Origin of the sequence: Fodinibius roseus, from assembly GCF_900129315.1 — a bacterium.
GTDB classification, from domain to species: domain Bacteria; phylum Bacteroidota; class Rhodothermia; order Balneolales; family Balneolaceae; genus Fodinibius; species Fodinibius roseus.
In genome coordinates this window covers 134,298-148,275 of record NZ_FQUS01000005.1, presented here as the reverse complement: position 1 = coordinate 148,275, position 13,978 = coordinate 134,298, and the positions used below count along the sequence as shown (strand labels likewise).

General features: G+C 47.2%; 8 protein-coding genes. All 8 read right to left on the bottom strand.

Translation table 11 applies throughout. From position 1 onward, the window contains the following. Positions 1–178: 178 nt before the first annotated feature. Complete coding sequence (locus BUB16_RS06165) at positions 179–1,732, bottom strand: RagB/SusD family nutrient uptake outer membrane protein (protein ID WP_084088078.1); 1,554 nt, start codon at positions 1,730–1,732, stop codon at positions 179–181. Between the two features lie 21 nt (positions 1,733–1,753). Beyond that, entirely contained in the window at positions 1,754–5,158 is a 3,405-nt protein-coding gene (locus tag BUB16_RS06160) for a SusC/RagA family TonB-linked outer membrane protein (protein ID WP_073060884.1), read from the bottom strand. A 40-nt stretch (positions 5,159–5,198) separates the two neighbouring features. Next, positions 5,199–6,296 (bottom strand): FecR family protein, encoded by a 1,098-nt coding sequence (locus tag BUB16_RS06155; RefSeq protein ID WP_073060881.1) that lies wholly within the window; start codon positions 6,294–6,296, stop codon positions 5,199–5,201. Between the two features lie 416 nt (positions 6,297–6,712). Next, positions 6,713–7,348, bottom strand: coding sequence for an RNA polymerase sigma factor (locus BUB16_RS06150; RefSeq protein WP_073060878.1), 636 nt, complete (start codon positions 7,346–7,348; stop codon positions 6,713–6,715). A 270-nt stretch (positions 7,349–7,618) separates the two neighbouring features. Beyond that, the gene (locus tag BUB16_RS06145; RefSeq protein WP_073060875.1) at positions 7,619–8,974 is read right to left on the bottom strand and encodes a DegT/DnrJ/EryC1/StrS family aminotransferase; all 1,356 of its coding nucleotides are present in this window, start codon (positions 8,972–8,974) and stop codon (positions 7,619–7,621) included. 267 nt (positions 8,975–9,241) lie between these two features. After that, positions 9,242–11,059: an L-fucose isomerase gene (locus tag BUB16_RS06140; protein WP_073061212.1), complete on the bottom strand. Its 1,818-nt coding sequence runs from the start codon at positions 11,057–11,059 to the stop codon at positions 9,242–9,244. Between the two features lie 134 nt (positions 11,060–11,193). Next, positions 11,194–12,153: a dihydrodipicolinate synthase family protein gene (locus tag BUB16_RS06135; RefSeq protein WP_073060872.1), complete on the bottom strand. Its 960-nt coding sequence runs from the start codon at positions 12,151–12,153 to the stop codon at positions 11,194–11,196. Beyond that, the gene (locus BUB16_RS06130; protein WP_073060869.1) at positions 12,140–13,645 is read right to left on the bottom strand and encodes a sodium:solute symporter family protein; all 1,506 of its coding nucleotides are present in this window, start codon (positions 13,643–13,645) and stop codon (positions 12,140–12,142) included. Before BUB16_RS06130 ends, BUB16_RS06135 begins: the two co-directional genes overlap by 14 nt. Positions 13,646–13,978 lie beyond the last annotated feature (333 nt).

Genomic DNA, 13,978 nt, shown 5'->3' with positions numbered 1-13,978 from the left:
AAGTATGAAGAATATCAGGAATATATTTTTCTTGTACATCTTATTTTGCGTTGGAAATCATCAACCTGGGGTATTTCATCAGGTATTCTAAGTTCAGTATCAGCAGGGGCCCTCTAATATACTGCAGCGGGAAACCTGTCATTTTCATTGCATTGACTGACGATCATTTTCCCTCCTGCTAAGGGGCTGCTCCTTCCGTCCCCGCGCCTCCAAATGTGTAGTGAGGCATGCCAAGCAGATCGAGTTCTTCAGCGGGAAGGGGCAGATGCAAGGGCGTCCCTTCAATCAGTCCCCCCCAATCTTTTCCTCTTAGATCGCCCATACCTCTTTTAGTAAAATAAGCCAACCCACCACCAGTAGCAGCAGTCTCAATATCAAATTCATATCGCATAGCATTCCAAACTTTATCAAAAGAGTCATTGACCGAAACGGGCTCCAGTCCCCCTCGCTCAACACGCGTCTGGTTAATTAATTCAACCGCCTCCGGATCGACTACAGGTTCACTTTCTCGAAGAAGGGCTTCGGCAAGATATAGATCCATTTCTGCTTTCCTCATATACGGAACGGGACCCACGCCCCCATTATTCCAAGCCTGGTCCGTTCTGTGGTAATAATACTGGGACCCATACCATCCTCCGTTAGCATCCGGCCAGAGTGAAGGACCGGCCCATTTGAAGTCTGTCCCGGGAGCTCTTTTACGGGCCTCGAGGGTCATTACGGTACCGGAATAGTCGGTACCTTGCACTGTTTCCTGTCCGGCGATTCTTTTGTCAGACGTCTCAAGTACGAACTCGGAGCGTTCCGCAGCCGGTGTGGTTCTCCACTCCTCAAACTTACCGCTTTCATCCGTACGACCGATCAGGTAATAGCTGGCACGAAAAACACCGCCCTGTAAAATGCCGGCAAAAATACTCCAAACCGATCCGTCTGCTTCAATAATCAAATCTTCCTCGATACCGTTTTCAATTAACTGTCGGATTCGCTGCCAGTCCACATTATCCCGGTCGTCGGGAGTTCTCGCATTCTGCAGGATAAAACGTGCTTCATACGAATTAATCAGACGTACAAACTCCTCGGATGTGAGAGGATTCCCGAGAATCCATTCATTGGGAAGCGTAAAAGAATACTGTTGGGCAATTGATCGGGCATCTTCCAGCTTTCCAAGAGCAAAGTTAAGCACTTCCTGATACGGATGTAGTTCGGGTTCAAAGTTCTCCAGATCGTTTGTTTCATCGATCAGGATGGCCTGATCAAACTCGTTTGCCAGAAACGCATAGGACATCCCCTGTATAAATTTCGCGAAAGCCCTCATTCTCTGGGTTTCAGCCTCCGTGGCCAATTCCATTCCTCTTTGATCAATTGCTTCAAGTCCGTCATTTGAAGAAGAGATTGCCGTATATAAATTCGACCACGGTGATGTTACAATATTATTATACCGGTAGGAAGAGGAGTTATTGAACGGCTCCTGCGGGAATTTCAGGTAATCAGAAACAAAAGAATATCCATTTGTCATCTCCAGTCCCATCAGGGTCATCCTGTCATTGACCCCCCGGTTCTGTACCCCTTGTACCCACTGCCGAAACTGATTCCCCACCAGAGCTTCAATATCCTCTACCTGGGATAGTGCTTCCTCTGTATTTGGATTCATTTCATTATCTACACTCAGGTCTGTGCAACCCAGCGTACAAAATGTGATCACCATTAAACTTGTAACTAATTTAAGATATTTCATGAGGTTAAATTCTTTTCAAATTTAAAATTGAATTTCAAGATTACCCGAAATGGTTCTGAAATTAGGATAGACCCTGTGATCCACTCTTTGCAACGGATGGTTACCCACTTCCGGATCGTATCCCGAATAGCTTGTCCATGTAATAAGATTTCGTCCAATGAGACCAATGTTAATAGTACTAATCACTCCTCCGAATATGGAACTAAGCTGAGTGCTGTCAAAACTGTAACTCACCGAAACCTCCCGAAGTTTAAGATAGGTACCGTCTTCGACCATGTGACTGCTTGGATTACCGGATCGATACAGCGTCTGGTAATAATTGATCGGTTTCTTGGCCTCTTCAGCTTTACCCCGCTGATCTTGTTCAGCAGCAAGATTATCTCTGTAGAGCCACGCCCGGGTCCTGTTATAAATATCATGGCCGAACTCACCCTGAAACAAGGTATAGAGTGACAGTCCCTTGTAATCAAAATTAGTACCAAGAGAAAGACTGAAATCAGGGGCCGTGTTCCCGATCAAGGCATTATCATCGTGATAAAGGACCGGATGTCCCCAAGTCCCCAACTCCGTTCCGTCTTCGGCCACAACGGTTTCCCCCCACATCATGGACTGCCAGGAATTGCCTGTACCGACGGGAACCAGGTATCCATCGTCGTTTTTTTCAAAGTAGGCGCTGTAGTCGCCACCATAAGTCTCTTCCAAATCAGCATAATCCGTTATGAATCGTCCCCCGTACAGATTACCAAACGGCTCATTGTCTCTCCTCTGAAAATAAAGGGAAACCGTTTGGGGAGGCCGATCAAACTCAGACATCACGGAACGTGTTCGGGCGAAATTGAACGTAAAAGATAGACTGGTATTGGGCCGTTGCAGGGGATAAGCTCTCAAACTTGCTTCAAAAGTATTGCTTTCCACCGTCCCAGCATTCTGCCATTGACTATTGAACCCATAGTAACTTTCCAAAGGAACAAGCAGAATCTGATCTTCGGTGACCGATTCTGCATAATTAAGATCCAGGAAAAACTGGTCATAAAGTCCCAAATCAAGACCAAATTCCAATTCACTGGCCGATTCCGGCTTTAAATTTCTGTTGCCCAGATTCCCTTTGCTCACCGACGAACCCGACACACTCCATGTTTCATACTGATAAGAAAATCCCGGACGGCCCCCGGCCGTTCCATACGATGCATTCAATTTAAACTCATTTATCGGCTGAATATTAAACCAATCTTCTTCGGATATCCTGTAAGCACCGCTTAATCGATAGTAGCTGTGCCACCGCTCATCTGCTCCGAAAAGTGAACTGCCATCCCTTCGTCCCATCACATCAACGATATATTTGTCCTGATAGTTTAAATTTGTCAACAGGTAATATCCTTCGGCTTTTATCGTCGACATGGAAGATACAAGGTTTTGTCTGGTATTATCCGTGGCCCCTAATGTGCGGGCACCATCTACCAGAAATCGCTGGCCACCGGCGGACAGATACTCATTATCCGTAGATTCAAGCAAATACCTGAATTGGGTCCGGGTCGCCAGGTTTCCGAAACCTTTGTCAACAGTAGCTGTTAAACTTGAATTGATGGCTTCATTCAATCCCTCGCTCAAAGATAATCCCCCCTCTTCGTAGCTTGTGTTGTTGACATGATTGTAGAAGGTCGGCCAGTAGTCTGAACTTTTAGTATCAGTCCGGTCATAGCTGAAATTACCGGCCAGTTCAAGCCATTCAAAAGGGTTATACCTAACATCAAAACTACCCATGATCCGGCTTCGATCTCGCTGACGGTCGATATATGCGACATCATAGAGGGGATTGTTGTAGTTCGAGGTCGGATCCCCTTCATATTTATACCTTCCATTTTCATCCCGCTCCGCGAGGTCGACATCGGGTTGCTGAAATAACAAATCGAAAAATGGGGTAACTCCTCCAACGTCATCTCTTACCGAAGACGCATAATAAATACTCGATGAGGTTTGCAAGTTTCCAAAAATCTCGCTGTCAATATTCAACCGTATATTTTTTCGGTTATGACCATCCGAGTCTTCAAGAACACCGGCATTTTTGGTATTATTGAAGGAAAGTGCGTAGTTTGTTTGTCCAATATTGCGAGCTATTGAGATATAATTCGAATAAAAAGGCCTGGAAACAAAAAAGCGTTCCGTGTGATCGTAAATTGGAACCGGGTATTCCTGATCCAAAAATGATGTGGCTCCCGGTTTTGTGGTCCGTGCCACCCTGTCATCGGTCGGGTTGCCATCCGGTCCGATCCATGGTTTATCCGGATCGCCGCTCCTGTAATAGGCATGAGACTGGTTCATACCCAGTGTTCGGGGAAGCTCATTAAATCCAACTTCATTCCGTAATTTTACCTGCGTTGCGTCTTCTCGCATATATTTTCCTCTTTTGGTCCGTATCTGTATGACTCCATTAGCCGCCCTGGAACCGTACAGCGTGGCGGCGGCAGCTCCTTTGATAACTTCAACACTCTCTATATCGAGCGATTCAATGTCACGCATATCGCTTCCCAGTATTACACCATCCACGATATAAAGTGGTTCATTGGAGCCGGATATCGACGTTGCTCCACGCAACATTACAGACATTCCGCCCGCCCCGGGCTCTCCACTGCCCTGCAGGATCGTAACGCCGGGAACCTTGCCCCTAATAGCGCTTTCAGCACTCAGACTCGGCACCTTTTCCAGGTCGCTGCTGGTAACACGTTGCACAGTAAAAGGTAAATTTTTCGTTTCGGTGTCACCTACTACCCCTGTAACTACAACTTCATCCAAGCCGAAAAGGTCAGGCTGTAATTCGATATTCAACCTGTTTTCTCCATCACCAATCGTAATGGTTACGGTCTCTTCCCGATATCCCACATAGGTAATGCGTAATGTATATTCACCCGTCGGCAGAGATTCAAGTGAGTACTCGCCGTTTATATCAGTCGATACTCCCCGTTCTAACTCTTCTATATACACATTTGCGCCTACTAATACTTCGCCATTTTTACGATCTACAATAGTCCCGGATAATGAACCCTCTTGCACTTGATTCTTTATTTGTCTCTTCTGACTGGCATATATTCCATATGTTTTGGGATTCAGATACTTGAAGGAAAGTCCCTGACCATCTAACAGCATCTCCAGCGCTTGCTTGACATTCCGGGGTAGGATTTTGGCACTGTCCACTTTTTTCCCTCTCATGGTATCCGTGCGATATAAGAATACGACATGGAACCGTTCTTCAACGCGTTTCAGAGCCTCTTTCATGGAAACCCCCTCTTCTATCATGAGTTCCTTCTCCTGACTCAATCCAGAAGGCAAATGCAAGGAGCCCAGCTTCTGGGCTTGCGCAAAAGCACCCGTCAAGGATATCAAAACAATTGCCAATGCTATCTTTATAGAACAATTTACAACATTTTTCATGACTGCATCCTTTTAAGTTATTTAACAAAATAATTATTATTTACTGTTCAGTCCGGGGGTCGCCGACTTTATCACCGATATAGACTGTTTCCCGGTCTTCCGACTGGTATACCGGAATCTTGATAATGTCAGAAACAGACCGAACCAGTCCTTCCAGTGATTTAAAATAGACCGCCCCGTCAATCCTTATCTCTGCCAGGTCAGGATCGGCAACCTGCACTTCTACATAAAACCGCTGCTCCACAAAACCAGCAAATTCCTGAACGGTTGTTTTATCAAACTCCATGGATCCCGTGGCCCATGAGGTATAGAATGTGGCATTTACGCCTTGTTTCTTTAGCACTTCTGACCGGTTGAACTCGAGCATTTCCCCTTTTTGTACGGCGATACGCCGGTCCTCATTTACCGGTTCCCGCGGCGTGACCTCAACGGTCCCCTCCTGCAGTATCACCCGGGAATAATCATCCCCAACGCTTACCAGGAACTCCGTTCCGATGTCCCGTATTGTTCCATCCGGAGTCTGTATTGCAAACACTGGTTCATTTTCGCCCGATTTGCTTTCCGCGTCAAAAAAGGCTTCCCCTTCCAGGGTTACTTCAATAGTTTGACTGTGCAACAGTCCCAGGCTATAGGTTACCGTTGCATTACTGTTCAGAATAATTTTGGATCCATTGGAAAATCGTATGGTCTTTTGTTCTCCCGAGTCCGTTCTGACCGTTTGTTCCCGGGTAATCTGTTCCACCCCCGTTGATACCTTATCCGTTTCCGGATACAGATATAATCCTGCACCTATAATACTTCCCAGGATCAAGATAGCAGCTACGCGATACCACCATTTTGCAGAGGAGTCTCTTCCCTGAATGTATTGTTGTTGTATTTTAGTGTCAGACTTTCCCACAGTAGCCTCATATAACCGGCTCCACTCCACTTCCTCATCTACGTCCCCCCGGGCGGGATCGTCAAACTCAAAACCTGCTATTTCGCTAATGGCCTGCCTGGCTTTTGCCCTGTTCTGATCACTCGCTTCAATCCAGTCATTCCATCGACTGACTTCTTCAGCGCTGGCGGTACCTTTTACCATCTGGCGAAAGGATGGATTTTGAACCAGTTCGTCTACGGTATATTTTTTTCTATGCACGTTTGATAGTACTTTACATATCCTTGATCATTCCGGTTAAGTCAGTAAAGGAGAGTCGGAATGATCCCGTGCCTACTCATTTTATTTTGAAAAAAATATAAGCTGGTATTATGAATGTGCTGTCATAACCATTTACCAGCCCTTAGTCGGACTTTGGAAAACGTAACGAAGATGGGTCAGTTTAAAACGTATTCAGGAATCTGATAAGTCAGATAGTGCCCTCTGTAACAAAAACTCGCAATCTGCCTTAATTCGGCGGACCCGCAGTAGATTTTACCATGTCGGACAGACTCAGCTCCGGTAAACTCCCGGATCGATGCTTGACCAATAACACGTACAGTTCAGGAATAAGGAAAAGATTGGCATTGGGAAAAATTATCATGTAATTATTAGACCAGCGGGACCTTACATTACGTCTATAAAAATAATAGAAAAGAGATCAGGAGTGTGACCACCAGCTTCATGATCTCCGTATCCAGCAGGGTGCGAAGGGTTTCCATGGCCCGATACATGTGGTTATGGACCGACTGGCGGTTGATCGATAAGATTTTTTCTATTTCCCCGTAGCTCATCCCGTTGTAATAGTGCAGATAAATGACTTCCTTTTGACGGTTGGACAACTGATTTAATGCTTGCTGGAGCTCGCTTTTTTTCTGAAATCGTATTTCATCCCTGATGATGAGTTCCTCTTTGCCAAACTGGATGAATATCCGTTCATCCAGTTCTTCCAGATCTCCCCCTGTTTTTCGCCGGGCCTTTATTTTCTTCAATATTTTACGGCGCAGGGAGACAAACAGGTAAACGTTGGGCGATTCAATATGATCGAGTTCCTCGCGCCTCTCCCAAATATTGCGAAACAATTCCTGAATACAATCTTTTACCAGCTCCGGACGGTTGCACAGTTTCACTCCATACCCATACATGGATGTATAGTAATGGTCAAAGACGCTTTTGAAGTATGTATCATGGCCGGCAACAAACCGTTCCCATACTTTATCTTTATCGATATGTTCTGTGTTTCTCCTGCCCTTACCCTGCTTCTTTGGATCCATAGTTTCCAAACTGAGAATTGCCCTTTACCTTAAATACTATTGTTACATTTCATTCAACCTTTTTTAAATAATCTACCCAATACATATACCATAAGATACTTTACCCGTGTTTAAAGCTATAAAAATAACGACCGAAGTCAAATTTAATTTAGTAGGGCCGTACGTTGATATAATTTATCCTGCTTTCCGGCTATTTTTGAATACCCCTTAGTTATATAGATCGCAAAAATGAGTCCTACTGTTCTCCGGCCGTTTTACCGCCGGTGCCGTTCAAATAGAATCGAGTTTGTCCCGATTCTCGTAGACTTTCGCAATGGCGTCAACTACGGAATCCATATCCTCCCTGCTTCCCAGAAGCGGTCCCGGCCCGTTCATGACAAGCATCTCCTCTACCACGCGTTCACAATCGGGACACGCCAGATCGTCCCGGTACCTTCGCAGCCGGGCGGAAGGATACATCTCTTTGTATACGTCCAGATCCAGTATATGATCGGTCCACGGTTCGCTGTGAAGCCCGGTCCGAATATATCCGCTGAGGCCCACGCCTTCAGCCCGAACTGCTTTCAAAAACTTGCTGCGGTCAATGTTGTCAAACGCTCGCTTGTCGTATCTCATGGCATATTTATAGTGAGCCCCGCTTCCGGTGCCTTCATACAGCTTTTGCGGGATAATGCCGGGGATATCTTTGATTTTAGACGTGAGATATCGGGCGTTCTCCTCCCGCTTCTCGAACCGGTCCACAATACCGGGCAACTGTCCCATCAGCACCGCCCCTTCAAACTCATTCATCCGGTACTTAGTCCCGATAACCGAGTTGGATCCCTGTTTGTCCGCCCCACGGTTGTGAACAGCGTAACACCGGTCTATCAGCTCTTTATCGTGACCTACGATCATCCCCCCCTCCCCACATGCCACCTGCTTGCTGGCCTGAAAACTGAAACATCCCAAATCGCCGATGGTCCCCAGTTTTTGCCCCTTGTATTCCGCGAGATGAGCCTGACAGGCATCTTCGATCACTTTCAGATCATTTTGCGCGGCAATATCCATAATACGATCCATATCACACGGGTAGCCCATAATATGCACCGGCATGATGGCCTTGGTTCGTTCATTGACCTTCCGTTCGATGTCATCGGGGTCCATCTGAAACGACTCCCGGTCCAGGTCGGCCATCACCGGAAGGGCGCGACTCATCAGGATAGACGCAATCGTTCCCATATCCGTATAGGGCGAGGTAATAACTTCATCGCCCGGACCGATGCCCAAGGCCTCCACACACGTACTGAGCGCCTGGGTTCCCGAACCGGTAGCCACCGCATATTCCATACCCATCAGTTTTGGATACTCTTTTTCAAAGGTTGCGACCTTCCCGGTTGACGACTGAATTCTCGACCAAATCCCACTTGAGGTGGTATCCACCACATTTTTTACCACGTCGGCATCCACATAGGGCCAGTCCGGCCAGCTCATCCCTTTTCGGACGGGCTCCCCGCCAAGAACGGCTAATTCTCCGCCACGGCCCGACGTATTTCCCAGTGCCGGAAAGGAGGGCGAGGCTACGAAGGCGAGTGAACCGGTTGCTGCTGTTGCGAGAAACTGTTTACGGGAAAATTTTTGGGAATCCATGACCAAGAAATTATTAATTTATTAGGGTTACGAGTGCCATGTATATCCTATCGGGCTTATTTCTTTTTAAAAATTAGCCATTCTATACCTGGTCATTCAATATAAGGAGAGTCGGATAGATCTCCAGACTACTCAAATTTTTTGAAAAAAAATAACCCAGTCATTGACAGGCAGACCGATTATACCAAGCAATCAGAGTCGCCGTGAAAATTGCCTGAACGCTGCTGGTTTTAGCTGGCCAGGTTAACATTGCCAAACGTAGTTCGCCTATACAATGGTCGTGCCGTAGCGGGGACCATAGGCGCGGCAGGCGCGGTAGTCGGCGCTCTCCAGCTCTTTGGTCCCGAAGGCCGCCCAGGAAGAGGGACGAAAGATGCGCTTCTTAGGCACATTGTGCATGGAAACAGGAATACGAAGCAGCGACGCCAGCGTGATAAACCCATCACCCACATGGCCGTGGCACAAAACCCCGTGGTTGGAACCCCAGTTGTTCATCACCGAGTACACGTCGCTGAATTCATCCCGGCCCGTTAGCCGCGGCGCAAACCAGGTCGTAGGCCAGGTGGGATCGGTCCGCCGGTTCAGGGTCCGGTGAACCTCTTCCGGCAGCTCTGCCGTGTGTCCCTCGGCAATTTGTAACACGGGTCCCTGCCCCTTGATGATATTAATGCGGGTCATGGTCACCGGCATGCCTCCCCTGGTCAAAAACTGGGAGGAAAACCCGCCCCCTCTGAAATATTCCAGGTTGGCGGGACACCAGCGCGTGGCCTCGAGGCAGGCTTCTGCTTCGTCCGGATGAATATTCCAATACGGCTTCATCACCGGATTTCCCTCGCGGTTTTGCCGGCCGGTGCCGTCCAAAGAGGCGGACCCGGAGTTGAGGAAATGGATAATTCCGTTAGCTGCTCTGCCGTTCAGGGTATGTCCCGTCACCCGCTTGACCGACTCCGGACTCCAGTACGTGCGGATGTCCCCGAAAACCTGGGCCCTGTTGGTCAGCTGGTGGCCAAGCAACATGCAAACTGCATTCAGGGTGTCATTTTCGGTAGCTACCACATAGGGCTCCCTGATCCCGTTCCAGTCGAAGGAAGAGTTCAGGATCGCTTCCGGGAAGTCCCCGTTGGGAAAATGATCGGTCCACTGCCGCTGTCCCTGAAAGCCCGAAGCGATAGCATTATGTCCCAATGCCTCCTCTCCGTATCCTGTCTCCTCCAGTTTGGGGTTGCCCACCATGAGATCCCGGATGATAAGCGTCATCTTTACTACCGTCTCCCAGTTTTGATCCTTCTCCCGGCGGCTGAGCTGCTTTTCCTCCGGATTGATATCCTCGCCTTCCCGGCAGTATTCCTCCACCCATTGCATTGCACGTTCAAATTCCTCCCCGTCATAGATCTGCTCCTCCAGGCGCCGGGTCAGTTCCGACATATCGACCGCCTCGCAACGCATGCCCAGGTACTCCTCAAAAAAGTCCTCCTGTATCATAGACCCGGCAATGCCCATCGATACCGAACCGATAGACAGGTATGATTTGCCGCGTATCCGGGCCACGCTCAGACCCGCCCTCACAAAACGCAACAGCTTTTCCTGCACATCCCCGGGGATGGTCTCCTCCCCGGCATCCTGCACCTCGCTGCCGTATATACCGAATACCGGCAGTCCCTTCTGCTCGTGGGCCGCCTTGGTGGCCGCCAGGTACACCGCACCCGGACGTTCACTCCCGTTGAAGCCCCAGATCGCTTTTGGATACCACGGGTGCATATCCATCGTCTCTGCCCCATAGCACCAGCACGGGGTTACGGTCAGTGACAGCCCGACCCCTCTGCGTTCAAATTTTTCAGCCGCACGCGCTGCTTCGGCTGCTCCGCCGATGCAGGTGTCGGCGATCACGCACTCCACCGGCGCCCCGTGTGGGTGGCGTAGGTTATCGGTGATAAATGCCGCTGCCCGGCGGGCCATATCCATAGTTTGAGCTTCCAGCGATTCACGTACCCCCTGCCGGCGACCGTCGATGACCGGCCGGACTCCCACCTTTGGGACACGTCCGATTACGCGCGGTTGATCCTGGGGAGTTGCGGGCTTGAACATCTGCTTGTTATTCATAATGATAGCTAATCGGTTTTCTTTCTTGCTTTAGGATCTAACGAACGATTAATTCGGTAAAGGAAAGGCATGACAGCCTACTGACTTCTCAGTCAACTCCTTCCATACCTGTGTCAGGTTCATTTAGCTACATATAACGGTTCATCAATACCCAACTCTTTACGTATCTCCTCAACCGCTACAAAAAGACTATCCATTATTCTTTCCTCTTCGTACGTTAGATTTTCCTGGCTTATTCGCAACTCTAATTTTATCGGTATTCCTCTTTTTCGCAAAAAAGCTTTCGCCATCAACGGATATTTATTCCGGGTAATCCCATCCAGAAGGGTTAACATTCTCTGCAAGTAATTGATACTGGATTCTCTGCTCCCGTTTCTGAAATGTTCACATAGGTAGGAATACAATTCCGGGTAAAAATTTGCGGATATGGGTGATAACCCGTCCCCTCCCAGTTGTAACGATTCATAAGCGGTCGGCGTATTTGCGTTATAAAAATTCAGGTTTGAATTACGAGTCAGCTCAATTTTTTCTTTAATATCGTTAATATTACAGGAGGTGTCCTTGTGATAATAAAATCGGCCGGAGTCAACCAGCCACTGCATGACAGATGGACTTATCAAACGCTTGTAGGGTGTGGGACACTCGTAAATACCCAAACGAATTTCGCCGGTAGCCTCAGAAATTTGATCGAGCCTCGTCAACAGTATTTCATCCTCTTCCTCTTTTTTAGCCAAAAGACTGGTCACCAGGACCACAGCTTCCACCCCTTTATCGGACATTTTTTTAATAAATTCAACCTGTTCCCTGATGCTTCCTCCAAAGGTGCCGGTAGAAATGACGGGGACCCGCTCCTCCACATGATTGACGACCCTCTCGGTTAATTGCAAGCGCTCTTCAGGCGTCAGGTAATACATTTCACTCGACAGGCAGTTCACAAAAAGCCCCGAGGAACCGGAGTCAAGATAAAAATCGGTAAGGATTTCCAGTGCTTTATAATCAATGGTTTGATCCTCATTGAAGGGCGTAATCATTACGGGCCAGAGTCCCTTTGGCAAGGATCCAATATTATTTAGTGACATGTTCGGTTTTATTTGATTCAGAGCTTTTTTTGAAATATGAAAAAAGAAATCCAACCAGAAAGATGGCGGTGGTACCCAATACAATAGTTAAATAGGAATGGATCTGATACCCCAGCGTTTCCTCCAGCTGGAAAAGTTTGGAAAGGCTTAACCAGGCGATGACTAATATTCCCACCAAGACACCCGCTATAGCCCCAAGCGTATTTTGGGTATGGGTAAAAATGCCAAGCAGAAAAAGACCAAGCATGCCCCCGCTGAAAATAGAAGAAAGTTTCCACCAGGCATCCAGTGCACTCGTTACATTGATGAGCGACAAGCCTATACAAATTCCGATGATTCCAATTAAAAAAGAGGATGTATACAATACCCGCATGGAGTCTTTTTCTGTGGCCACTCGCTTAAAGTGACGTTCATAGTAGTCGGTCAGAAACACCGTTGCTGAACTGTTTAAACTGGTGGAGATGGTACTCATACCCGCAGCAAATATGGAGGCAATAAGCAGACCGGTAATCCCGGCCGGTAATTCCCGGACAATAAAATATGGAAAAACACGATCGCTCTGATTGGGGTCCATCAGTTCGGCGGGCAGTTGTGCCGCAGAGGTAGTGTAAAAAACAAAGAGCGCTGTCCCGATAAACAAAAACAACATGGAAACGGGGATATACAGCAAGCCCCCGTATAGTGCTGAGCGTTTGGCTTCCCTGTCTGACCGGGCCGCTACATACCGCTGTACATAGTTCTGATCAATGCCGTAGTTCTGCAGGTTTATGAATATGCCATATACAAAAACGACCCAAAATGTGGATTCATAAATATTCAAATCAAAACTGCCCAGGCTGAACTTATCCTGCTCTAAGGCAATAGTAAACAGCTGTTCAGGACCACCGGGCAGATCAAGCAGGATATATCCCGTACAAAACAGGGCGCCGGCTATTAAAATAATCCCCTGGATGGCGTCGGTCCACACGACCGCCTGGATACCCCCCAAAACAGAATAGACAATAACGGTTAAACCCGTCACAATGATGATCGTGGCGATATCCCATCCGAATATTGCTTCTATAGCCAGCGCCAGCAAGTACAAAATAATCCCTATGCGCATTAACTGGGTAAGAAGGTAGCAGGTGGACACATAAATTCGAGCCCAGGAACCAAATCTATTTTCCAGATACGTATAGGCCGAAGGACTGTTGACTTTGCGATAATGAGGCACAAATATTTTTACGGCAACGATCATCGCAACAGGAATGGAAAGGCTAAAGACAAAGGCGTTCCAATTAGTCATAAAAGCCTGTCCGGGAAGAGCAAGATAGCTGATACTGCTCACAAAAGTGGCAAAAATAGACATTCCTATGACCCAGCCCGGTATAGTATTGTCACCGAGAGTAAATGCGGAGGACGTTTTGTTCTGCCGATAAAAAGAGCTCCCAAAAATGGTGATGCCGATCAAATAGACAAAAAATATAATTACATCAATACTTGTCATATTTATATAACCCCAAAAGAAAACAGGAAACGTTCAGTTAATCCGTGTTATTGTTACGAATGCTAACCCACTGATTACTACAGATAAAAAACCTACCGTTAATTACCTAATCAACTGTGAGAAAAGCCATGTGAAAATTATCTGATACTTAAAGTATTTTAACTGCTTGCGGGCGGCACTTCCCGATTTTAACAATTAAATTGCTGTTTTTCATCACGGTTAAAATTCTTTCATCAATTATTACAACCTGCCCTCTGTTTTCCCGGTATCGGATCGTCCGAATATATGCCTTAATTGTCAGGTTTATATCCCCGATATATTCAAAAATATATTAGACCT